25 protein-coding genes are annotated in these 22,396 nt (G+C 59.9%); 13 read left to right on the top strand and 12 right to left on the bottom strand.

The annotated features are described in order from the left end of the window. Positions 1–22: 22 nt before the first annotated feature. Together cobO and FIL88_RS13620 are read left to right on the top strand one after the other, a co-directional pair. On the top strand, positions 23–631 hold the full coding sequence (gene cobO, locus FIL88_RS13625) for a cob(I)yrinic acid a,c-diamide adenosyltransferase (protein ID WP_142854431.1): 609 nt from the start codon (positions 23–25) through the stop codon (positions 629–631). 23 nt (positions 632–654) lie between these two features. After that, positions 655–966: a YciI family protein gene (locus FIL88_RS13620; RefSeq protein ID WP_142854430.1), complete on the top strand. Its 312-nt coding sequence runs from the start codon at positions 655–657 to the stop codon at positions 964–966. Between the two features lie 182 nt (positions 967–1,148). Here FIL88_RS13620 and FIL88_RS13615 read toward each other — a convergent pair whose 3' ends face one another. Continuing rightward, positions 1,149–2,804, bottom strand: coding sequence for a thiamine pyrophosphate-binding protein (locus FIL88_RS13615; protein ID WP_142854504.1), 1,656 nt, complete (start codon positions 2,802–2,804; stop codon positions 1,149–1,151). Positions 2,805–2,879: 75 nt separating this feature from the next. Here FIL88_RS13615 and FIL88_RS13610 point away from each other — a divergent pair, with 75 nt between their 5' ends. Then, complete coding sequence (locus FIL88_RS13610) at positions 2,880–3,416, top strand: NADPH-dependent FMN reductase (RefSeq protein ID WP_142854429.1); 537 nt, start codon at positions 2,880–2,882, stop codon at positions 3,414–3,416. Between the two features lie 104 nt (positions 3,417–3,520). Here the strand turns inward: FIL88_RS13610 and FIL88_RS13605 are convergent, their stop codons facing one another. Beyond that, on the bottom strand, positions 3,521–4,561 hold the full coding sequence (locus tag FIL88_RS13605) for an NAD(P)/FAD-dependent oxidoreductase (protein WP_142854428.1): 1,041 nt from the start codon (positions 4,559–4,561) through the stop codon (positions 3,521–3,523). Positions 4,562–4,616: 55 nt separating this feature from the next. On the opposite strand from FIL88_RS13605, the gene mnmD reads away from it, so the two are divergent. Both mnmD and FIL88_RS13595 read left to right on the top strand, forming a co-directional pair. Beyond that, complete coding sequence (gene mnmD / locus FIL88_RS13600; RefSeq protein ID WP_142854427.1) at positions 4,617–5,294, top strand: tRNA (5-methylaminomethyl-2-thiouridine)(34)-methyltransferase MnmC2; 678 nt, start codon at positions 4,617–4,619, stop codon at positions 5,292–5,294. A gap of 8 nt (positions 5,295–5,302) precedes the next feature. Next, positions 5,303–6,166 (top strand): DMT family transporter, encoded by an 864-nt coding sequence (locus FIL88_RS13595; RefSeq protein ID WP_142854426.1) that lies wholly within the window; start codon positions 5,303–5,305, stop codon positions 6,164–6,166. On the opposite strand, the gene FIL88_RS13590 is transcribed toward FIL88_RS13595, so the two are convergent. Further along, on the bottom strand, positions 6,156–8,117 hold the full coding sequence (locus tag FIL88_RS13590; RefSeq protein ID WP_142854425.1) for a lytic transglycosylase domain-containing protein: 1,962 nt from the start codon (positions 8,115–8,117) through the stop codon (positions 6,156–6,158). The genes FIL88_RS13595 and FIL88_RS13590 overlap by 11 nt on opposite strands. A 146-nt stretch (positions 8,118–8,263) precedes the next feature. Between FIL88_RS13590 and dapA the strand changes: the two genes are divergently transcribed. Together dapA and smpB are read left to right on the top strand one after the other, a co-directional pair. Beyond that, the gene (gene dapA, locus FIL88_RS13585) at positions 8,264–9,139 is read left to right on the top strand and encodes a 4-hydroxy-tetrahydrodipicolinate synthase (RefSeq protein ID WP_142854424.1); all 876 of its coding nucleotides are present in this window, start codon (positions 8,264–8,266) and stop codon (positions 9,137–9,139) included. A gap of 109 nt (positions 9,140–9,248) precedes the next feature. Beyond that, positions 9,249–9,725 (top strand): SsrA-binding protein SmpB, encoded by a 477-nt coding sequence (gene smpB, locus FIL88_RS13580; protein ID WP_142854503.1) that lies wholly within the window; start codon positions 9,249–9,251, stop codon positions 9,723–9,725. 2 nt (positions 9,726–9,727) lie between these two features. Here the strand turns inward: smpB and FIL88_RS13575 are convergent, their stop codons facing one another. Genes FIL88_RS13575 through FIL88_RS13565 form a run of 3 tightly spaced genes read right to left on the bottom strand, consistent with a single transcriptional unit; the run spans position 9,728 to position 12,992 of the window. Continuing rightward, positions 9,728–11,488: a bifunctional molybdopterin-guanine dinucleotide biosynthesis adaptor protein MobB/molybdopterin molybdotransferase MoeA gene (locus FIL88_RS13575; RefSeq protein WP_142854423.1), complete on the bottom strand. Its 1,761-nt coding sequence runs from the start codon at positions 11,486–11,488 to the stop codon at positions 9,728–9,730. Continuing rightward, on the bottom strand, positions 11,485–12,105 hold the full coding sequence (mobA, locus tag FIL88_RS13570; RefSeq protein ID WP_142854422.1) for a molybdenum cofactor guanylyltransferase MobA: 621 nt from the start codon (positions 12,103–12,105) through the stop codon (positions 11,485–11,487). The genes FIL88_RS13575 and mobA overlap by 4 nt, the downstream gene beginning before the upstream one ends. After that, positions 12,102–12,992 carry a formate dehydrogenase accessory sulfurtransferase FdhD gene (locus FIL88_RS13565; RefSeq protein ID WP_407642369.1) on the bottom strand — a complete coding sequence of 297 codons (891 nt, stop codon included), beginning with the start codon at positions 12,990–12,992 and terminating at the stop codon, positions 12,102–12,104. The genes mobA and FIL88_RS13565 overlap by 4 nt, the downstream gene beginning before the upstream one ends. A gap of 47 nt (positions 12,993–13,039) precedes the next feature. Here FIL88_RS13565 and FIL88_RS13560 point away from each other — a divergent pair, with 47 nt between their 5' ends. Together FIL88_RS13560 and FIL88_RS13555 are read left to right on the top strand one after the other, a co-directional pair. Beyond that, positions 13,040–13,750 carry an AzlC family ABC transporter permease gene (locus FIL88_RS13560; RefSeq protein WP_142854420.1) on the top strand — a complete coding sequence of 237 codons (711 nt, stop codon included), beginning with the start codon at positions 13,040–13,042 and terminating at the stop codon, positions 13,748–13,750. Then, positions 13,750–14,082, top strand: a complete 333-nt coding sequence (locus FIL88_RS13555; protein ID WP_142854419.1) for an AzlD domain-containing protein — start codon at positions 13,750–13,752, stop codon at positions 14,080–14,082. The genes FIL88_RS13560 and FIL88_RS13555 overlap by 1 nt, the downstream gene beginning before the upstream one ends. Before the next feature lie 8 nt (positions 14,083–14,090). On the opposite strand, the gene FIL88_RS13550 is transcribed toward FIL88_RS13555, so the two are convergent. From FIL88_RS13550 to FIL88_RS13540, 3 genes are all read right to left on the bottom strand, one after another. Next, complete coding sequence (locus FIL88_RS13550) at positions 14,091–14,687, bottom strand: hypothetical protein (RefSeq protein ID WP_142854418.1); 597 nt, start codon at positions 14,685–14,687, stop codon at positions 14,091–14,093. 37 nt (positions 14,688–14,724) lie between these two features. Next, a complete protein-coding gene (locus tag FIL88_RS13545; protein WP_142854417.1) occupies positions 14,725–14,859 on the bottom strand; it encodes an aa3-type cytochrome c oxidase subunit IV in 135 nt (44 codons plus the stop codon). A 94-nt stretch (positions 14,860–14,953) separates the two neighbouring features. Further along, positions 14,954–15,403, bottom strand: coding sequence for a DUF6173 family protein (locus FIL88_RS13540; protein ID WP_221931158.1), 450 nt, complete (start codon positions 15,401–15,403; stop codon positions 14,954–14,956). Between the two features lie 163 nt (positions 15,404–15,566). On the opposite strand from FIL88_RS13540, the gene FIL88_RS13535 reads away from it, so the two are divergent. Further along, positions 15,567–16,514 (top strand): NAD(P)-dependent oxidoreductase, encoded by a 948-nt coding sequence (locus tag FIL88_RS13535; protein WP_142854416.1) that lies wholly within the window; start codon positions 15,567–15,569, stop codon positions 16,512–16,514. Between the two features lie 65 nt (positions 16,515–16,579). On the opposite strand, the gene FIL88_RS13530 is transcribed toward FIL88_RS13535, so the two are convergent. Together FIL88_RS13530 and FIL88_RS13525 are read right to left on the bottom strand one after the other, a co-directional pair. Continuing rightward, positions 16,580–17,653 carry an MBL fold metallo-hydrolase gene (locus tag FIL88_RS13530; RefSeq protein WP_142854415.1) on the bottom strand — a complete coding sequence of 358 codons (1,074 nt, stop codon included), beginning with the start codon at positions 17,651–17,653 and terminating at the stop codon, positions 16,580–16,582. Continuing rightward, entirely contained in the window at positions 17,650–19,371 is a 1,722-nt protein-coding gene (locus tag FIL88_RS13525; protein ID WP_142854414.1) for an acyl-CoA dehydrogenase, read from the bottom strand. The genes FIL88_RS13530 and FIL88_RS13525 overlap by 4 nt, the downstream gene beginning before the upstream one ends. Positions 19,372–19,465: 94 nt before the next feature. Here FIL88_RS13525 and FIL88_RS13520 point away from each other — a divergent pair, with 94 nt between their 5' ends. Further along, complete coding sequence (locus tag FIL88_RS13520) at positions 19,466–20,422, top strand: L-threonylcarbamoyladenylate synthase (protein ID WP_142854413.1); 957 nt, start codon at positions 19,466–19,468, stop codon at positions 20,420–20,422. Between the two features lie 6 nt (positions 20,423–20,428). Here FIL88_RS13520 and FIL88_RS13515 read toward each other — a convergent pair whose 3' ends face one another. Continuing rightward, positions 20,429–21,007 carry a YqgE/AlgH family protein gene (locus tag FIL88_RS13515; RefSeq protein WP_142854412.1) on the bottom strand — a complete coding sequence of 193 codons (579 nt, stop codon included), beginning with the start codon at positions 21,005–21,007 and terminating at the stop codon, positions 20,429–20,431. 103 nt (positions 21,008–21,110) lie between these two features. Between FIL88_RS13515 and FIL88_RS13510 the strand changes: the two genes are divergently transcribed. Further along, entirely contained in the window at positions 21,111–21,938 is an 828-nt protein-coding gene (locus FIL88_RS13510; RefSeq protein WP_185960947.1) for a protein-disulfide reductase DsbD domain-containing protein, read from the top strand. 225 nt (positions 21,939–22,163) lie between these two features. Next, positions 22,164–22,391, top strand: coding sequence for a DUF6732 family protein (locus FIL88_RS13505; RefSeq protein ID WP_142854410.1), 228 nt, complete (start codon positions 22,164–22,166; stop codon positions 22,389–22,391). The last annotated feature ends 5 nt before the right edge of the window (positions 22,392–22,396 follow it).

The raw sequence follows: 22,396 nt of genomic DNA, 5'->3' as shown, positions 1-22,396 counted from the left end.
GACAGTCAGAAGTGAGGCCAGAATGACCGTAGATCCCGATCGCCACGCCACGAAGATGGCAAAGAAGAAAGCTGCCCGTGACAAGATCATGGCGACGAAGACCGACAAGAAGGGTCTGATCATCGTACATACGGGCAAGGGCAAGGGCAAAAGCTCGGCCGCGTTCGGGATGATCTTCCGCTGTATTGCGGCAGATATGAAATGTGCCGTTGTGCAGTTCATCAAGGGCGGCATGGATTGCGGCGAGCGTGATCTGATCAACGCCAAATTCAGCGATATCTGTGAATTCTACACGATGGGCGAGGGCTTTACCTGGGAGACGCAGGACCGCACGCGTGATATCGAAATGGCGCAGGCCGCATGGGAAAAATCGAAAGAGCTGATCCGCGACCCGGCCAACAAGATGGTGCTGCTGGACGAAATCAACATCGCCATTCGCTATGACTATGTCGACATCAACGAGGTTGTGAAGTTTCTGGTCGAAGAAAAGCCTGACATGACCCATGTGGTTTTGACTGGGCGCAATGCTTCGGACGATTTGATTGAGATCGCTGATCTGGTGACCGAAATGGAATTGGTGAAGCACCCGTTCCGGTCGGGCATCAAAGCGCAGATTGGGGTCGAATACTGATCCTATAAACGGGAGGAGAAACGATGCCGAGATTTTACATGGCCTATCACGAGCCGACGGATGTGCCAGACGACAAGAAGGCCGAGATGCAAGCCGCGTATAAGGCTTGGATTGCGAAATACGCGGATGTGTTCGAGATGCCCGAGACGCCTTTCAAAGCACAATGGACCGTGGATGGCGATGGCCACCGCGAAGGGTTCAAGCAGCCGATGATGGGCTTTTGCGTGATAAACGCGTCTGATGCGGAAAGCGCCTTGGCGATTGCCAGTGAGAACAGCTTTATCCAGATGGGAACGATCCATCTGGCTGAACTGATGGAGATGCCCAAGGGCTAAGATCATCGCTGATCCAAGGCGAAGGGTGCCTCGGCTCACGCCTCTGCACGCTGTCGGTGGCCGCGCTGCGCGCGGCTGGCGCACCTGTTTCAGGTGGTGTGCAACCGCGCCGAGCGAAGCGAGGCGCCCCCACCCCGACAGAAGGGTAAGGACAAAAGTCCGCAGGCCCTTCGGTCGGAACCCTATCCTTCCTCTCCTTGCGCGCGCAGTTGGTCCAAAGTCAGGCCCGGCGTGGCGACCTGCTGATCCACGACCAGCTCGATCACAGCCAGTTTCCCTGAAGCCTCTGCGCGCCGGAAAGCCGCTTCGAAATCCTCGTCCTTGGTGACGGTTTCGCCGTGGCCCCCGTAAGCGCGGGCCAGATCGGCGAAGTCAGGGTTTGTCATTTCCGTGCCCGACACACGCGCCGGATAGGTGCGTTCCTGATGCATCCGGATAGTTCCGTAGCGTCCATTGTTCACGATGATCGCGATGGGTTTGGCACCGTGCTGCACGGCGGTCGACATTTCGTTCAGGGTCATTTGAAATTCACCGTCCCCAAGCCATGCGATGACCGTGCGATCCGGGTGCTGAAGGCTGGCCGCGACCGCCGCGGGGAAGCCATAGCCCATGGATCCTGACGTGGGCGCCAGTTGCGTTCCGTATTCTTTGAACCTGAAGTAACGGTGCAGCCATGTGGCGTAGTTTCCAGCTCCGTTGGTCATAATCGTGTTGTTCGGCAGGGTGTCCGACAGCCAGTGCATGATACGCTCAAGCTTGACCGGGCCGGGCGTCTCGACCGGGGTTTGGAACGCGTCATAGGCGGCGCGGCCCTGTTGTGCCCAGTCCGCCCATGGCGTGGCAGACAGCGCGGGGTGTTCTGTGAGTGCTGAAGTCGCCGCTGGCCCCGTGGCCAGCACGGTTTGATCTGCGTGATAGACGCGGCCCAGTTCTTCGGCGCAAGGATAGACATGGATGATGCGTTTCCCTGTCTGCATTGGGTCCAACATCTCGTAGCTGCCTGTCACGATGTCACCCAAGCGGCTGCCCAGAACGATTAGCGTGTCGGCTTGGTCGAACATGGCTTTCAGGCCCGGATTGATACCAAGTCCGAGGTCTCCGACATAGTTTGGGTGGCGATTATCGACATAGTCCTGGCGGCGAAAGGCGGTGGCGACGGGCAGGGCGTTTTGGGCGGCGAACGCCATAAGGTCCGCGCCCGTATGGGCATCCCAACCCGGTCCACCCGCGATCAAAAGCGGACGCGCCGAGGTCTCGATCGCTGCCAGCATCGCACCCGCGTCCGCGCTGGAGACACGGCCCTGTGTGGCCGGCACTGCCGGGCGATCCGGCACGTCGGCCACGTCGCTGAGCATATCTTCAGGCAGGGCGATCACGATAGGGCCGGGACGCCCCGTGCGGGCCACGTGGAAGGCACGGGCAAGGTATTCGGGCAGGCGCTCGGTCTGGTCGACCTCGCAGGACCACTTGGCAAGCGGGCCGAAGAAGGCGCGATAGTCCACTTCCTGAAACGCGCCGCGATCTCGGTGCGCGCGCGCGATTTGACCCACAAAGACTACCATCGGCGTTGCGTCCTGCATCGCGACGTGAATACCAGCGGACGCATTCGTCGCCCCCGGCCCCCGCGTTACGAATAGAACGCCCGGCGCACCGGTTAGCTTGCCATGCGCTTCGGCCATCATCGCAGCGCCACCTTCTTGACGGCAGACGATGTTCTGGATCCCGCTATCATACAGCCCATCCAGCGCCGCCAGAAAGCTTTCTCCGGGAACCGAAAACACACGCGTGACGCCTTCGGTTTTCAGATGATCGACCAGAATTTGTCCGCCGTGACGCATTTCGCTTTCCTGCCTTGTCTTGACCTCGGCATCAATGCGCCCCAATTGACTGGGGATGTGATGAAGGAGGTTCATGTGTCCAAACACCAATTGCTTGGCATGTCCGGGTCCCTGCGTAAAGACGCAACCAACCGGTTCTTGCTGCGAAATGCTGCGCGGCTTTATGGCGACGTGGATTATACCGAGGCAGATCTGAAACTGCCGCTCTATGACGGCGATCTTGAGGCGGCAGAGGGCATTCCGGACAGCGTCGCAAAGCTGGTGGCTCAGATCAAAGCGGCGGATGCTGTGATCATCTCAACCCCGGAATACAACAAGATGCTGACGGGTGTTCTGAAGAACGCTTTGGATTGGGTGAGCCGGGTGAAGCCGCAGCCATGGGAGGACAAGCCAGTGGCCGTAATGTCCGCCGCTGCGGGGCGTGCAGGCGGAGAGCGGGCGCAGGTGTGTCTGGTGGCAGCAATGACACCATTTCAGCCGAACCTTGTGATCGGGCCTGAGGTCGCCGTCGCGGGCAGTTCGAGCGAATTCGATGAGCATGGTGTGCTGAAGAACGAGCGGTACGAGGCCAATCTGATCAAGCTGATGGCCAAGCTGCGCGCGTCGGTTTAGAGTTTCCGGCCTGTGAAAGGGGGCGCTGCCCCCTCGAGCCTGCGGCTCTCACCCCCGGGATATTTTTGGCAAGAAAAAGAGCGAAGCCTTGGTCTGGGGATTACTTAAAGGCTTGCTTCGACCCGGAAATCCGCGGGGATCTTGTCGCGGCCTTCCAGCACCAGATCGGCCATTAGTTCGCCCACTCGTGGTCCCATCCCAAAACCGATCTTAAAGCCGCCATTGGCGATGAATACGCCGGGGCGACAGGGGTATTCGCCCAGCATGGGCGCACGGGATTTGGCGCGGGGGCGGACACCGGCCCAGCGTTCGATCACGGGCGCATCTTTCAGGGCAGGGCAGACGGCACGGGCGCGATCTATTACCTCGTCGAGCGCATCATCACAGCTGGACGGATCGTCAAAGCCCCGTTCGCTGGTGGACCCGATGGCGACCGTGCCGTCCGCGTGCGGGATGATGTGCACGGCATCTGCAAACAGTTGTGGCATGTCCCGCGCGTCGTAATCCAGAAGCGCGCTTTGGCCTTTGACGCCGTTGCCGACGGGTTTCCCAAGTTCCACGGACAACTTGACCATTCCTTGCCAGCCGGTCGCCCAGACCTCGGTTCCTTCTGACGGGCCATCGGTCACGATCTCACCGCCCTTTGCTTGGATCGCGGCGACAAGAGAGGCCCCGGCACGACGGGGGCTCATCCGGGCGGTTAGCGTGTCGTAGATCAGGAACCCGGTGGGGCTGATTGGTGCCCAGTCCGGAAAGTCCGATGCCGGACGCACTTGCCACACGGCCTCGCCTTGCCAAAGGGTTTCGGCCTCAATCGCGCGGGTTTTGGCAAGCTCCAGCAGGCGATCGTCCGCGATGGGCTGCAAGCGGCCCGACCGTGCATAGCCGGGGGATTTACCCGACACGGCCTCGACCTCGGCCCAATAGGTTTCGGCCATGATCAGGCTGTCGAATTGAAAGGCTTTCTTGGCGTTCCAGCGTTCTGGCACATGCGGGGCAAGTGCGCCGACCAAGCCCCCGGATGATCCCGCGCCCGGCCCGTTTGGATCAATCACGCGCACCTTCGCGCCGCGCTTGGCGCAGCTCCACGCAACCGACAGGCCAAAAATCCCCGCGCCGTAAACTGTCACATCAGCGATTGCCATCGGGCCGTTCCTTCTTCATGGTCGCGCGGGTTTCATCAGCGTTCTAGGGCAGATCATGACAAAGCGCCAGACAGCCAAGATTACATGGAAAGACAGCGGCGTGCCGGTGGCCGAGCAGTTTGACGACCCCTATTTCTCGCTGGAAGACGGGCTGGCCGAGACGCGGCATGTCTTTATTGAGGGCAATGACCTTGCGACCCGGTATTGCCCCGGCTTCCAGATTGCCGAGCTGGGATTTGGCACGGGTTTGAATATGCTGGCCGCGTTCATCGCATGGCGTGCGGCGGGGTCGCCAGAAGGGGCTGGGTTCACCTCGCTCGAGGCCTTCCCCATGGAGGCTGCCGACATCGAGCGCGCCCTGCAATCTTTCCCAGAGGCGTATGCGGTCGCCGGCCCTTTCCTAACGATATGGGAGCAGGGTGCACGGCGGTTTGATTTAGACGGGTTTACGGTCGAGGTGATCGAAGGCGACGCCCGCGAAACCATTGCCGCGTGGGACGGCAAGGCGGATGCGTGGTTCCTTGACGGGTTCTCGCCCGCCAAGAACCCCGAGCTGTGGGGCGAGGGCCTGATGCGTGACGTCGGCAGACATACAGCGCCAAATGGCACGTTTGCGACATATACTGCCGCTGGTTTTGTCCGTCGCGCCCTAGACGCAGCGGGTTTCGACGTGGAACGTGTTGCCGGATACGGGCGCAAACGGCATATGAGCCGCGGCATATTGCGGCCCTAGGGGACGCAATGGAGCGCAACAATCAAATCGGCATCTGGCTGATGGTGGCCACGACCTTCGTCTTTGCGATGCAGGACGGGATCTCGCGCCATTTGGGCGGGGAATACAACGTCTGGATGGTGGTGATGATCCGCTATTGGTTCTTCGCGGCGTTTGTCATCTGGATCACGCACCGCAATGATGGGCTGGCCCAAGCACTGCGTCCCGCACGGCCTTGGCTGCAAATCACCCGCGGTGCGTTGCTGGCACTCGAAATTTGCGTGACCGTGCTGTCCTTCACATTGCTGGGATTGGTGGAAAGCCATGCGATTTTCGCTGTCTATCCGCTGATGGTGGCCGCCCTGTCCGGTCGGGTGCTGGGCGAGCATGTGGGGTGGCGTCGTTGGGCGGCCATTGGCATCGGGTTCATCGGGATCTTGATCATCCTGCGACCGGGATCCGGCGTGTTTTCGCCCTATGCCATTATCCCGTTGCTGGGCGCTGCGATGTTCGCCGTCTATGGGTTGATGACGCGGCTGGCAGCAAAAACGGACAGTACGCAGACCAGCTTTTTCTGGACCGGTGTCATCGGTGCGGTCGTGATGACTGCAAGTGGCGTCTGGTTCTGGCAGCCCATGTCGCCGGGCGACTGGGCGTGGATGGCGCTTCTGTGCTGCACTGGCGTGCTGGGCCATTGGCTGTTGATCAAATGCTACGAGTTTGCCGAGGCAAGTACTGTCCAGCCCTTTGCCTATCTGCAACTGGTCTTCGTCAGCTTCATCGGCGTCTTGGTCTTTAACGAGACCTTGCACACCAATGTTGTGATTGGCGCAGTGATCGTTGTATCGGCGGGCATCTTCACCCTGATCCGCAGTCGCCGCTCTACTTCTTAAGCTCTTTCGACAGGTTCAGCGGTTCGGTTTTCCCCGTCAGCCGTGCGCGATAGACCGGCAGGCTTTCGGTTACGCGCATCACATAGTTGCGGGTCTCGCGAAACGGGATGTGTTCGATCCAGTCGATGATGTCGACAGACGAAGACCGCACATTCCCGAACCGTTCTGTCCAGCTTCGTGATCTGCCGGGGCCTGCGTTGTAACCCACGGAAATCAGAACGGGGTTGCCGTTGAAGTCTTCAATCAGCTTGGCCAAATATTCCGACCCTAACCGTGTGTTATAGGCTGGGTCTTCGGTTAGCTGCGCCTTGGAATAAGGCATGTCCAACCGCTTTGCCATGTCGGATGCGGTGCCGGGCATTAACTGCATCAAGCCCCGCGCGCCCACGCCCGAGACAACTGAGGGGTCAAATTCGCTTTCGCGCCGTGCAATGGCCAGTTCCAGCGCACGCGGGACGGTGCGGTTGCCGCGTCCGATGTCGGGTGTCGGGAAATAGGGTCGCGCGATGGTGTGGCCTTGGCGTGCGGCTTGCTTGGCAATCATTACCTGCAAATGCGGCTCGTCCACACTTTCCGCCCATGCGGCCAGTTGGCCTATCTCTTCTCGGGTCAGGCTTTCCGCCAGATGAACCGAGAACCGCTCGGCCCAGTAAAGCTCGCCCGCCGCTTGCAGAAGGCGGGCGGCCTCCATCACGGATCCGCCCCAGAAACGGGCCAGTGTGTGACTTGGGAAAGGTTCCGATCCGGTCAAACGTGGGTCCATCGGAAGGCCCGCCTTTTCTGCGGCCAGAAGGCCATAGAAGCTGGTCTGGAACTCTGCCCCGAATTCATACGCGGCCTGCGCCATGATCGTGTCGCCAAGCGCCTCATAGGCACGTCCGTTCCAATACCCGGCACGCCCAAGGCTGATCGGGGTTTCCACACCCGCTTGGAAGGCTTTAAAATGTGCGCTTGCGGTTTTCGGGTCATTTAGTTTGCGTAAGGCCACATAGCCCGCAAGCCATTCCAGATCATTACGGCTCGACCCGCTGGAAATGTGGTGCGAGGACGCAAGGCGGTACGCTTGCTTGTTCTTTCCATCCCGCATCGACCAACGCGCCAACACGCGCCGCCAACTGCCCCAGCGCTCGGGTTCACCCAGTGATTGGGCCGAGGTCGATCGCGCCAACAATAGATCTGCGGCATCCTGATTGCGCCCTTTTGATGCCCGCCAGAGGAACCGTTCATAGGCCAATCCCGGATCATCCGCCAGGCTGGCGGGAACGGCTTTGATCATCGCATCCACGCCATTTTGCTTTTTACGCAGTGCGATGCGGGCTTTGGTAAGCGCCTGTTGTCCGGATGAGAGCAGTGGCATCATGCGCGTGGCTTCTTTGGACGCTCCGCGCCACAACAGCATATCCGCGCGGGTCCAGTGATGGGGCTTCAGTGTATCAGTATAGCGCGAGACAAAGGCGCTGTGCTCGTCTTCGTCCAAGCTGAGTGTCTGCCACGCCTGAATGATCTGTGCATTCGCTTGGTCGCGCTTGCCACTGGCCTTTAGCGCCTCTGCCAGTCGCAGCGCGCCGCGACCAGTTTGGGGGGGCTGGATTTCGAAGAAAGCCAGCACTTCGGACGGGGTATGATTGTGAGGGATGGATTTCTCGGACCGCTTGCGCAGAAGTTTCAATCCGGGCCAGTCGGGATGGCGCTTCAGAAAGGCGCGGGTGTCGGCAAAGCTGCCCTTGCTTTGGCGCAAGCGATCCCATTCCAAAATATCAGCCGCCAACGCTCCACCTTGGGCGGCTTGGCTGCGTGCCGTGTCCCAATCGCCGTTGCGTGCGGATTGAATGGCTGTTTCAAAGGCAGAAACAGCCCGTGCATCCTGAGCTGTTGCAGGGAAAAGCGGGGCAAAACCCAGACCCGTGACCAGAGTCAGGGCCGGGATAAGACGTGATTTGATCCTGTTCATGCGCGAAACCTAACTTTGTGGCGCTAACACGCAACACACAAACTTGGCATTTCTGTCGAACCCGGCTAGTTTCCGCCGCGTTTGAGGGGCGATTCAGTAAATGCCCGCAAGCGCGATTGGAAACACAGACAAAAATGGAGCGTGTCATGTTCAAAGGATCTCTTCCTGCCCTGGTTACGCCGTTCAAGAACGGTGCCGTGGATTTCGACGCGCTCAAACACTTGGTAAACTGGCAGATTGACGAAGGTTCGAACGGGTTGGTGCCTGTGGGGACGACCGGCGAAAGCCCGACCCTGACGCATGAAGAGCACGAAGCTGTCATCGAGGTCGTGGTCGACGCTGCCGCTGGGCGTGTGCCGGTCATCGCGGGTGCTGGGTCGAACAACACCGCCGAATCGCTGCGCTTTATGGAGCACGCAAAGTGTGTTGGAGCCGCCGCCGGTCTGGTTGTGACGCCGTATTACAACAAGCCGACCCAACGCGGTCTGATCGCGCATTTTCAGACGCTGGCCGATGCTGTCGATCTGCCCATCGTGATCTACAACATTCCGGGCCGCTCAGTCGTCGACATGACGCCCGAGACGATGGGCACGCTGTCCAAGCACAAGAACATCGTGGGTGTGAAAGACGCGACGGGCGATCTGGCCCGTGTGTCGATGCAGCGTATGACCTGCGGCGCGGATTTCATCCAGTTGTCCGGTGAAGACGCCACCGCGCATGGATTCAACGCGCAAGGTGGTGTTGGGTGCATCTCGGTCACAGCGAACGTGGCCCCGCGCCTTTGCGCAGAATTGCAGGCTGCCACGCTAAGTGGCGACTTTGGCCGCGCGCTGGAAATTGCGGATAAGCTGATGCCGCTGCACAAAGCCATCTTTATGGAGCCGGGAACCTGTGGGGCAAAATACGCACTGTCCAAACTGGATCGCTGCTCGGAAGAGGTGCGTTCGCCGTTGGTTGGTCTGGCGGATGAAACCAAAGCCGCGTTGGACGCAGCCATGCGTCATGCCGGGCTGATCAACTGATCTGACAACAGTCATAACCGAATTCTCAGGGGGCCGCGCAATGTCGTGGCCCTTTGTCTTTTTGGGGGTTGGTCTGGACAGTTCGGGGCGTACGCCCTACATCCAGCGCATGGCAAAGGCAAAAGAAGATCCCAACTATAAAGTGATCGCCGACAATCGGCGTGCGCGCTATGACTATGCGATCGAGGAAGACATCGAATGCGGCATCGTGTTGATGGGGTCCGAGGTGAAATCGCTGCGTCAGGGTGGGTCGAATATTGCCGAAAGCTATGTCGCCGTTGAAGATGGTGAATTGTACCTGACCAACGCCTATATCGCGCCCTATAAGCAGGCCATAACGTGGGGCCATCTTGAGCGTCGCAAGCGCAAGCTGTTGGCGTCGAAGCGCGAGATCTCGAAGATGTGGAATGCCACCAGCCGGAAGGGGATGACCCTTGTGCCGCTGGTGATCTATTTCAATCACAAGGGACTTGTGAAAGTGAAGGTCGGCATTGCTAAGGGTAAGAAAGCCCATGACAAGCGTGCGACCGAAGCCAAGCGGGATTGGGGCCGTCAGAAGCAGCGTTTGCTGCGTCATGGCGACTAGTCTCAGGTGATCCCAAGGCTCTCGTAGGACAGGAAGCGGACCGGTGTGCCGGGCGTGATGTCCATGGCGTCGTCCGGCAGTTCGACCAGCCCCGTGGCCCACGACAGTCCCGAAATGCGCCCCGACCCTTCGGATTTAAATGCTTCCACGTCGCCATTTTCGTTCAGACGTGCACGCAGATATTCGCGGCGGCCTGCTTTCTTGGATTTGGTGAAAGCGGCGGGCACCATGGTGCCGGGCGCGGTTCGCCACGGGCCACCCGCAAGCACCGAGAAGGCCGGGCGCGCGAAGATCAGCGTGGTGACCAGCGCTGCGACCGGGTTGCCGGGCAGACCGAAGACGGGTGTGCCGTTCCATTGCGCCAACGCCAGCGGGCGGCCGGGTTTGATGGCGATGCGCCAGTGGTGCAGCGATCCGGTTTCCTTGAGTAACGCCGAGACATGGTCTTCGTCACCTGCCGAAGCGCCGCCAGACGTTAAGATGACGTCGGCCTGTGTTGCCGCTTTGTCGAAAGCTGCACGCAGGGCGTCGCGGTCATCCGCCACATGGCCCAGATCTACGGGGGTATAGCCCCAACCCTCGGCCAGTGACAGAAGCATGGGGCGGTTGGCGTCATATGTGCGGGCAGTGTCGGTGGTGGTGCCGGGCTCGGCCAGTTCGTCGCCGGTGGACAAGACGCCGACGCGCAGTCGTTTGAAGGCTTGGATGTCCGGCAAACCCAGTGCCGAAAGCAGCGCAATATCGGGCGCGCGCATCTTGTGACCCGCAGGCAGGGCCAGCTTGCCAGCCTCGACGTCTTCCCCCGCGGCGCGCGCATTAGCGCCGGGTTTGACACCTGAAGGGAAGCGCAGAGTGCGTCCGTCGATCTGGACGTCCTCTTGCAGCACGACTGTGTCCACGCCTTCAGGCAGAAGTGCGCCAGTCAGGATACGAATGGCGTGGCCCATGGGAACGGTCCCAGTGAACGGGCCACCTGCTGCGGCGCGTTCTTCCATCAGGGGCAACTCGATCACGTCGCCTTCGGGCAGTCCGGCATAGGCGAAAGCGTATCCATCGACAGCAGAGTTCGCACCGGGCGGGTTGGAGCGTGCCGCCATGTGATCACTTGCAAGGATGCGACCACGGGATGTTGCTGTCGGTACGGTTTCGATCCCAACCACAGGCGACAGGCGGTCGCGGAGTGTCTGCAGCGCTTCGTCCACCGGGGTCCAGTGGACACCGGGCGGCAGCGCAAAGCAGTCGTTCTTCAAACCCTTGGGTTTACGGGGGGCAAGGCCGGTTAGGTCTGCGATGAACGCAGCGATGGCCGCAGTGTCGTTCAAGTCGAAAACCGGCAGGTCCAGTTCAGGCAGGGTTTCATTGCTGGCGACGGCGCGGATTGTGTCGTTTTCGGGGGCCAGCAGGTCTTCGCCCGTTTCCACGCGATGGGCTTCGATCTTGGGATGCGGCGCGCCTTTGAACCCTTCCACCAGCACAAGGTCGCAGGGTTTCAGGCCCGCGATCAGTTCGGCCAGACGCGGTTCGGGATCGCTGCGCAGCTCGTGCAAGGTTGTGATGCGGGCGGACGAGGCTAATACGACCTCTTGCGCGCCAGCGATGCGGTGGCGATGCGTGTCCGTTCCGGGTTTTTCCAGATCGACACCGTGATGGGTGTGTTTCAAGGTCGAAACGCGCAGGCCTTCGGCGGTGAAATGAGCAATCAAACGCTCCATCAACCCGGTCTTACCAGAGTTTTTCCAGCCGGTGACGCCGAAGATTTTCATGGGGCGGTCTCCAACAGCTGTTCAGCTTGGGCAAGGTCGTCAGGTGTATTCACGTTGAAAAACGGGTCGTGTGGCGCAGGCAGGAAGCTGGCGGTCGCGGCGTTGTGGGTGTCGGTCCACAGAACGACTTTGCGCAACCCGCTTTCAAGTGCTGCCCGCAGGTCGTCGCGCAAAGCGACGGGCCAAAGGCCAAAGGTCGGTTGCCGCATCGCGCCGCGCTGCGGGTCAAGCGTGGCGGCCAGTGCAATTCCGGTTCCGTCGCGCTGGGCGGCGATCAGCAGGCGCTCCACAAGATCACGCGGGAAGAACGGCGTGTCGGCAGCGGCGGATACGACATGAGTTGCGCCCTGTTCGGCGGCCCAATCCAGCCCGGCCAATACGCCTGCCAGCGGTCCCGCATAGCCGTCAATACTGTCGGCCAGAACGGGCAGGCCTGTGTCGGCAAAACGCGCGGGGTCTCCGTTCGCGTTCAGGGCCATCGCGTCCACCTGGGGTGCCAAACGTGCGGTGACATGGGTCAGAAGCGTGCCGTCACCCAAGGGCAAGCGCCCTTTGTCGCCGCCGCCCATGCGGGTGGCCAGACCGCCCGCTAGAATGACGCCAAGGGGCCGGGTCATGTGCTTGCCCCTTTGCGGCGGTGTTTACGGTCTTCATGCCCTGCATGGGCTGGGTCGACGTCACGGATCAGGCGATCTTCCCCGGCCAGACAGGTAAACCGCTGCCCGCGCATTCGCCCGATCAGCGTCAATCCGACCTCATTCGCGATTTCGACGCCCCATGCGGTGAAACCGGAGCGCGAGACCAGCACGGGAATACCCATCTGCGCAGTTTTGATCACCATCTCGGACGTCAAACGCCCGGTGGTATAAAGGATCTTGTCCGCGCCCGAGACGCCCTGATTCAACATCCAGCCCGCCACTTTGTCGACGGCGTTGTGGCGGCCCACATCCTCCATATAGACCAGCGGGCGATCCCCTTCGCACAGGACCGTGCCGTGGATCGCGCCTGCTTCCAGATACAGTGAGGGCGTGCGGTTGATTTTGTGCGACAGCGCATACAGCCACGAGGTTTTCACCGGGGTCGCAGGCAGGGTCAGCCCGTCCAGCCCTTCCATCATGTCACCGAACACGGTCCCCACCGCGCAGCCCGACGTGCGGGTCTTGCGGGCAAGCTTGTCTTCATAATCCGTCTCGGTCGCTGTGCGCACCACAACGGTGTCGATATCGTCATCATAATCGACGCCCGTGATCTGGTCATCCGTCGACAGCATCCCCTGATTGCGCAGAAACCCAAGCGCAAGGTATTCGGGATAGTCGCCAATAGTCATGGCGGTCACGATTTCGCGCCGGTTCAGGAAGATGGTTAGGGGGCGCTCTTCGACCACGTTGATGGTCACCGGCGCGCCAGTTTCATCATGGCCCGCCACCGCACGGGTCAGCCGTGCAGCGCTGGGGTCAGGCGCGATCAGATATTCAGAAAGGTAGGGTTCGGTGGACAATTGCAACTCCTGCAAGGACGCCGTAAGCGTTATCCGTAACTTAGGAATTCCGCATGACCACGTCCAACCCGAAACGACATTTCCTGCGCGGAACGCGCGATGCGCTTCCATTTCTTCTGGTGATCATCCCGTTTGCCGCACTGTTCGGCGTCGTCGCAACCGAAGCTGGCCTGAATGTGGCCGAGGTTATGGGCTTTTCCATTTTGGTTATCGCGGGCGCGGCACAGTTTACCGCGGTCCAGCTGATGACCGAAAACGCGCCCACTGTGATCGTGATCCTGACAGCGCTGGCGGTCAACCTGCGTATGGCAATGTATAGCGCGTCGCTGACCCCCTATCTGGGCAGTGCCCCCATCTGGCAGCGCGGGTTGGTGGCGTATTTGATGGTGGATCAGGCCTATGCCCTGTCGCAAATCAAGTTCGAGATGGAGCGCGAGCTGACCGTGTCCGAGCGGTTTGCGTATTATCTGGGTACGGTCGCGCCGCTTGCACCGTTCTGGTATGGGGCAAGCTATCTGGGGGCGGTCGCCGGCGCACAGGTTCCGCCTGAATTCGCGTTGGATTTTGCGTTGCCGATCACATTCCTTGCGATGATTGCCCCAGCGCTGCGTACATTTGCACATGTGGCATCGGCGACCACCTCGGTTGTGCTGGCGTTGTTGATGGCATGGATGCCCTATGGCTCGGGTCTTCTGGTGGCGGCAATCGGGGCGATGATCGTCGGCGCTCAGATAGAGCTGTATTTGGAACGGAGGGCGTCATAATGGACGAGATCAACCACACCACCGTTTGGCTCATCATCTTAGCGATGGCGGTTGGCAGCTTCCTGATCCGGTTCAGCTTTCTGGGGGTGATCGGGGATCGTCAGATGCCCGAATGGGTGCTGCGCCATTTGCGTTACACCCCTGTTGCCGTTCTGCCGGGGCTGGTGGCGCCGCTGGTGTTGTGGCCTTCAGCGACAGGTGGAAATTTGGATCCGGCGCGACTGGGTGCCGCGCTGGTTACTTTGGCAGTGGGGTATTTCAGCAAGAACGTTCTTGCGGCCATCCTGTCAGGGGCAGCCACGCTTTATGGTCTATTGTTCTTGCTAAGCTAAAGCGCTTCTCAAAGGCCTTGTGTAACGATTTTGCCGCCTTTGTGCGGGTCATTATCGCTAAAGGTCTGTGCGCGTACGCCAGGAAGTTCGCCAAAGGCGTCCATGATCTTTTTCGGGAAATAGGTCTGCGGGACGCTGCCGAAGCCGGGCAAACTGCGCAGGATGGCACTGACGGACTGGCCGCAATGCGCCTTGGGTACAGCACCATATTGCTGAACTGCTCTCAGTGCCTGTTCGGCCACCTGCGGGGATACCACGATATCCTGACGCACAACGTCATAGGTGATGCGGGCGTGGTAATCGATATAGAAGTCCACAGCCTTGTCAGTCATGCCGTATTTTACGTCATACCGTTCGGGCAGGTTGGGATGCTTGAACGTGCCGGCCGGGTCAAAAATCACGCGTTGTGATCCATTGACCATCAGCGCAGAATGCGCCCCTGACCCGCTGGATTTCGAGATCACAGTGAACAGGGTGAGGGTCGGCGGACCATCATGCCGATATACGGCGTTTGACACGGCCTGATCACTGGCCCAGATATTGTCCGCCCCGCCGCAGCCGACCAGTGAAATAATCAACGACAGCGCAGCAAGCAATCGAACCATGGGACCCTCGAACCTGAACTAGAAATTGGTGCCCGGCTTATGCGCCGACGATTGCCAGAAATACCAGGACGGCCAGAATGAAGATGACCGACCATTTGGTGACCGCGACAAAACCTGCATAGGTCTTTTCCTGAGCGCCTGTTTCCATGGTGCCGTGCACGTGTTCAGCCATTGTTCAAATCCTGTTTCAAGTTTGCGTTTTGCACCGAATAACGGATTTCCGGGCCTCTGTCACGGCCCGGATTTCATTTGCGGTGACCTGCGGCTTAATCTTCCTCAAGCTGTGCAGCCAAGCGAAAACCGATGCGGTTTGGTTCGGCGCTTTCCACCTGTTTTGGAAGCGCGCGCAGCATGACTGACAACTGACTGACATGCTGTACAAGTTGGGTTTTCGTACCTTCGCCATCAGACCCGTAATAGGTAATGATGTCTGGGTCGAAAAAGCCGATGCCTTCGATCCGCAAGACACCTGCATCGCCGCCAGCAAATCCCATGGCGATCTCGTGTTCGTTGTCCAGCTGCTCTTCGAAGTTCTTGATATAGAGAATCAGGCGCTCATAGGCCCATTGCGCAGGGCTTTTTTGTTCGACCGGCGTTTCAGCCACTTTCGCGGGCAACGGTTGATCTTCGACCACGACCGGGCCGGATTCGCTGCAATTGGCGGTATGTGCACGCGGTTGGCGCGTTTTGGGTTTTTGAGAGTCGCCGTCAGACATTAAGACACCGTTTATTAGGATTGCGTTTGGGGAAGAGTGGCACAGCCAGAAGCAGGCGTCACGTCACGAATTTATGAGTGATGCAAAACTGGCGGAATGTCGGAAACGGGACAGAAAGCTGCCAGATGGGGTGAAAACCTGACGAAAATTAGGGAGATCTGGCATGAAGATTGGATTTGTTGGGCTTGGCAACGTCGGGGGGAAATTGGCGGGAAGCCTGTTGCGCAATGGCAAAGACCTAACGGTGCTGGACCTGAATTCCGAGTTCGTCGACGGGTTTGTGTCGCGCGGGGCCAAGGCTGCAGACAGTCCAGCGGACCTGATGCGGGGCTGTGACGTGGTGATCACCTGCCTTCCGTCGCCCGCCGCCTGCAACGCGGTGGTCAGCGAGATGCTGGATGAGGTTCGTGAAGGCAAGATCTGGCTGGAAATGTCCACCACGGACGAGGCCGAAGTGAAGCGGCTGGGGGCCGAGGTTATCGCACGCGGAGGGGCGGCTGTGGACTGTCCGGTTTCGGGCGGGTGCCATCGGGCGGATACCGGCAATATCTCGATCTTTGCAGGCTGCGATCGGGCTACGTTTGAACGTGTTTTGCCCATCCTGACTGTGCTGGGGCGGCGTGTGTTGCATACCGGGGAACTGGGATCAGCTTCAGTGCTGAAGGTGATGACCAACTATCTGGCGACGGCGAACCTGCTGACCTGTTGCGAGGCGTTGGTGACGATGAAAGCCGCGGGATTGGATTTGGCCACGACTTATGAGGCGATCAAGATTTCGTCGGGCACGTCTTTTGTGCACGAAACGGAAAGTCAGGTGATTCTGAACGGTTCGCGCGACATCTCGTTCACGATGGATCTGGTGAAAAAGGACATTGGCCTGTTTCAGGACATTGCCGAACGTACCGGCGTGCCGCTGGAAATATCGCCCCTGATGATCGAGATCTTCAAGGACGGAATTGCGCGGTTCGGTGAACGGGCGCAATCGGATGACATCATTCGCCGGTTGGAGGAAGCGACCGGGCTGGACATCACCGCGCCGGGCTTTCCGGCAGAGATGGTAGACGACGAGCCGGAAGAGCCGGGATACGAGGTTGTGCCAGCGCGCGGGTGAGTTTTGGGTCAAGCGAAGGGCTCCCGCCCGATCGGTCCCTAATGGGCCTCTCGGTTGGGGGTGGCTCATCCTGCGGATGAGCCTTTGGGCGCTTTGGATACAGCTTGCCACATCCATGCGCCGTCTTCGCGTTTGGTGCGGTTGGCGCGGCCTTCGTGCAGAAGGTGGTTCAGGTGGCCGACGGCCTCGACCAATGCCAGCCCGTATTCGCCGCCCTTGATCTCGCGTTTGAACAGTGGCGGAAAGCATTCGCCAGCGGTGCGCGGTTCTGACAGGAACTCTTCCAGCCGTCGAAGGGCGCTGTGGTGATTGTCGATCAGCTGACGCATGCGTGTTGGCAGGCCAGTGAAGGGCAGTTTGTGACCGGGCAGGACGAGTTGGTCGGGTGTGGCGTATTGCTTCAGACGCTCGTTGGCTTCCAGCCAGTCGCCCACCGGGTCGGCATCCGGTTCCGTCGCATAGACGCCAAGGTTGGGGCTGATCGTGGCAAGCAGTTGATCGCCACCGATCACCAGTTCCCCGTCCGTGGACCAGAGTGTCGCGTGTTCCGGTGCGTGGCCATTGCCGATGCGCACGTCCCAATCGCGCCCGCCAAAATGTATGCGGCTGCCTTCCTGAATGCGTTTGAAGCCAAGGGGCATGTCAGCGACGATGTCGGCATAGTTGAAAGGGCGTTCGGTCAGGCGTTTCTCGTAAACCTCGCGGTCCATACCTGCGGCACGCCAATAGGCGAGTGTTTCGTCCACCGGCTCCATCTGCTCGTCCAGCAGAAGCATACGGGCGAAGAGCCATGCCGTGCGGGTCGTGACCAGTTCCGCGCCGTGATCGCGTTGGAACCAGCCCGCTAGCCCCACGTGGTCAGGGTGGTGATGGGTAACGATGACACGCACCACAGGTTTTCCACCCAGCGGACCTGCCAGCAGTTTTTCCCAAATGCGGCGGGTTTTCTTGGTGTCAAAGCCCGTATCGACGATGGTCCAGCCACCACCTTCTTCGGGGGGATCTTCAAACGCAAAGACGTTCACATGATCCAGCGCCATCGGCAGCGGTAAGCGCGCCCAAAGCACGCCTTTTGCGACCTTGATGGTTTCCCCTTCGGCCGGGATGTCCGGGAAGGGGAAGTTCAGTTTGCCGCTCATGATGCCAGATCTTCTGGGCTGAGTGCATAAAGACCAGCAGCGCCCGCACGCGCCTGTGCAAATTGCGCGGTATGCTCCGGCAACAGGCGGTTGATGTGGAAGCGGGCAAGTTCCGTGCGCGCACCTTTGCCGCCTTCTGCGATTGCAGATTTCAGATGGTAATGCGCCCCCAGAACGCGAGCGAAGCCCATCAGGAAGGGAAATGCTCCGGCGAAGCGGTCCTGCATGTCGTCTTGCTCGACCATCCATTCGACGGTTTCGCGCAGGTCTTCGGCGGCCGACCAAACGGCCTCGGACATGTTGGGGAACATGGCGCGGGCGCCCTCGGCCTGAGCTTCGATCTCATCCAGTAAGCGGAAGGCCGCCTCGCCGTCGTCCATCATCTTGCGGCCCACCAGATCCATCGCCTGAATGCCGTTGGTGCCTTCGTAGATCGCGGTGACGCGGACATCGCGGCAATATTGTGCCGCGCCTGTTTCTTCGATGAAGCCCATGCCCCCATGAACTTGCACGCCCAAATGGCTGACCAGAATGCCGGTCTCGGTCCCGTATGCCTTAACGATCGGCGTCAGCAGGGCGGCACGGGCCTTCCAGCTTTCGTCACCCGTTGCGGTGGCCATGTCGATGGCTTTGGACAGCGACAGCGCCATGGCGCGGGCGGCGAACAGTTCGCAGCGCATTTGGGTCAGCATCCGGCGCACATCGGCGAAATCGATGATCATGCCGGTGCCGTTTTCGCCAAGAGGGGTGCGGCCCTGTTTGCGTTCCAGCGCGTAGGCCAGAGCCTTCTGATACGCGCCTTCACCTGCACCCAGACCCTGCACGCCCACACCCAGACGGGCGTTGTTCATCATGGTGAACATGGCGGCCATGCCCTTGTGCGGCTCGCCAATCATCCAGCCCTTGGCGCCTTCAAACGACATCACGGCGGTCGGGCTGCCGTGCAGCCCCATCTTGTGCTCTAGGCTGACCACGCGCAGGTCGTTCTGTTCGCCGGGGTTACCATCGGCATCGGGGATGAACTTTGGCACAAGGAACAGCGAGATGCCTTTGGTGCCGGGGACGCCATCGGGCAGACGTGCCAGAACAAGGTGGCAGACATTTTCCGTGATGTCATTGTCACCCCAGCTGATGAAGATCTTTTGGCCAGTCACCGCATAGGTGCCATCGCCGTTGTCTGTGGCTTTCGAGGTTAGCGCGCCCACATCCGACCCGGCCTGCGCCTCGGTCAGGTTCATGGTGCCTGCCCATTCGCCGGAAATCAGCTTGGGCAGGTAGAGCGACTTGATTTCGTCCGAGGCGTGATGCTCTAGCGCCTCGATCTGGCCTTGGCTCATCAACGGACAAAGCTGTAGCGATAGGTTCGCAGCCGACATCATGTCATTCACGGCGGTTTGCAGCGTCAACGGAAGGCCCATGCCGCCATATTCGGGGTCTGCGGCCATGCCGATCCAGCCACCCTCGGCGATCGCTTGATAGCTGTCTGCAAAGCCCGGCGAGGTGCGCACAACGCCGTTTTCCAGCACGGCGGGGGTCAGATCACCGTCACGGTGCGAGGGGGCCAGTTTGTCTTCGCACATCTTGCCCGCTTCAGTCAGAACGGCAGTTGCCATATCGCTGGGCGCATCAGAAAACAGGTCGGTTGCAGAGATGTCGTCATAGCCAATGATGTGATCGAATAGGAATTGAAAGTCGTCGGTTGTGGCGCGATAAGTCATGTTCGATCCTTGGCGTCATAGGCATTGACCCTTATCAGGGCTTTAATGATCCCATACCGAAGGTCATTTGAAGGGCAAAGGAAAACGCAGCGTCATGGTTGAACGCGAGTTGAAAACCGAGCATTTGCAAGACAACGCGGGGGGGATTTCCCGCGCCGCCGAATTGCTGCGCGCGGGGGCGCTGGTGTCTTTCCCGACCGAAACGGTCTATGGGCTTGGCGCAAATGCGACGGATGACCGGGCCGTTGCACGGATTTTTGAAGCTAAAGGCCGCCCGCATTTCAATCCACTGATCGTGCATCTGCCATCGGTGGATGCGGTTTCGGAATATGCCGAGCTGTCTGGGATCACGCATGATCTGGCGCACGCCTTCTGGCCGGGGCCGTTGACACTTGTGTTGCCTTTGAAACCCAATGGGCCTTTGTCAGCTTTGGTGTCCGCCGGCTTGCCGACCGTCGCGGTCCGCGTTCCTGCGCATGCGTTGGCGCAAAAGGTGCTAGAGGCTGCAGGCGTGCCTGTGGCGGCACCGTCGGCCAATCCATCTGGCCGGATCAGCCCGTCGACCGCACAGCATGTGTTGGATGGGCTGTCGGGCCGGATAGAAGCGGTGCTGGATGGTGGCCCATGTGGCGTGGGGGTGGAAAGCACGATCGTGGGCATCGAACCCACGCCCGTGCTGCTGCGCCCCGGCGGCTTGCCGGTCGAAGCGCTTGAAGCGGCTTTGGGGGCTCCGCTTGCGGTGCGTGGTGACGGCGCAGCGATTAACGCTCCGGGTCAGATGACATCGCATTATGCGCCCAATGCGCAGATGCGATTGAATGCCGAACGTGTTCTGGAGGGCGAGCGCCTGTTGGGGTTTGGGCCCGTTGATGCCGCACTGAACTTGTCACCCTCGGGCGATTTGGTCGAGGCTGCGGCGAATCTGTTTGGCTTTCTGCACCGCTTGGATGCCGAGGGGGACGCACCGATTGCGGTGTCTCCTATTCCCGACCATGGGTTGGGACGTGCGATCAATGATCGATTGCGCCGGGCAGCGGCTCCGCGTGACTGATCGCGATTAGGCGTGACCGCCTTCGGCTGACAAAAGCAGTGGATCGACACCCAATTGCGCCAGCGCAGCAGACCATTTCCCGTCGTCATCTGCCGCAAAGACAATCGCCTTCTCGGCGTCACAGGTCAGCCACGCATTTTGCTGGATCTCATCCTCGATCTGGCCGGGCGACCATCCGGCATAGCCCAAAGCGGCCAGCGCCTCTTCCGGGCCTTCGCCATGCGCCATCGCTTCCAGAATGTCGCGGGTGGCGGTCATGGAGAACTCGTCATCCACTTTCAGCGTCGAATCGTCGTTGTTATATTCGCCTGAATGCAGAACAAAACCGCGACCGCCTTCGACCGGACCGCCGAAAAACACTTTACCTGCCTTGGTGATCGAGCTTGCATCGATGTCCAGCTGGGTCAGTACGTCGCCCAAGGAAAGCTCGGCCGACGGCTTGTTCACGATCAATCCCATCGCCCCTTCCGGCGAATGGGCGCACATGAAGACCACGGAATTTTCGAACCGTGGATCCCCCATGCCCGGCATGGCAATCAACAGCTTACCGCTGAGATTCATTTCGGTGTTTTTGGTGTCGCTCATAGTAAATAGAAAAGCGACCCGACGGGCATATTGCAAGGGGTGGTCACAACTTATCCAGTTTTTGTGATTTTACACTGGGCGCTGGCGGCTTATGTATTGCGGTATGAAGATTAAACATGCTTTCCTTGCGGCCTGCCTTGGGGCTGTGTCGCTGGTGTCTCCGGCGATCTCGCAATCCGGTGCGCCCATTTCGGCCGAGGATATTGCGCAGATCGACATTCTGCCCGGCTGGCGCGATGCGTCGGGCAAGCATATGGCGGCGCTGCGTGTCCGGCTGGCCGATGGCTGGAAAACCTATTGGCGCAGCCCCGGTGACGCGGGAATCCCACCTCGTCTGGATTGGCGCGGATCGGGCAACCTGCAAGGTGTGACCTTCCATTGGCCCGTGCCCGAGGTATTCGACACCGCCGGGATGCAGACCATTGGCTATACCCATGACCTGATTCTGCCGATCAGTTTGACACCGCAGCAAGCGGGTAAGCCGATTACGCTGAAAGGCAAAGTGAACCTTGGCGTTTGCAAGGACGTTTGCATGCCGATGGATGCGCGGGTTTCGGTTACGTTGCCAGCGCAGGCTGGGGGCGAAACCCGCCAGATCAAACGTGCGCTGAGAGATCGTCCCGACACCGCATCCGAGGCTGGGTTGCGCAAAGCAATTTGTCAGATCGAGCCCACCAAGGACGGGTTGCGCCTGACCGCCCAGATCGACATGCCCCGCGTTGGACGCGGCGAGGTGGTCGTGGTGGAAACCTCAGATCCGTCGCTTTGGGTGAATACGTTGTCGACGGCGCGCAGTGGTAAGGTTCTAACCACGGTGGCCGAGCTGGTGCCAACCTCGGGCAAGCCGTTTTTGCTGAACCGTTCGGATGTACGGCTGACTGTTCTGGCGGCCGGGCGTGGCGTGGATATTCGCGGCTGCACGGGCGGGTAACGCCTGTTAGCGCCCAAACCCCGATCGGATGTCGCCAAACGGCCCTTCTGTGCCGTCTTTCCCATTGCGCCGCCCCCCTGTGCTTTCTATAGAAAACCCAACGAAGCCCATTGGGGCCAGAGAGGTTGGCTGTCGACGATTGACCCAGATAGGGGATCAGACACAGCGTCGTTGAACGAAAGAGGCAGCCTCTTTGCGCCCGCTTTATGCGTGAAAGGATGCCGCATGACCCGTTTTGCTCTTGTTGTTCTTGGCCTTCTGGCCGGTCCGGCCATTGCCCACCCCAGCCATATCGGAGAGGTCGCAGGACATGACCATATCGGGGCGATTATCCTGATTGGTCTGGCAGCAGCCATTGGCCTCTGGGCGGCGCTGAAAGGTCAGAAAAACAATGACGCCAAGGCCGAAGACGCCGAGGCAGACGAGACTGATAACGAACCGCAGGAGGCATAACCCGT

Source organism: Aliiroseovarius halocynthiae, from assembly GCF_007004645.1.
Classification (GTDB): domain Bacteria; phylum Pseudomonadota; class Alphaproteobacteria; order Rhodobacterales; family Rhodobacteraceae; genus Aliiroseovarius; species Aliiroseovarius halocynthiae.
This window is presented reverse-complemented; position numbering and strand designations above follow the sequence as displayed.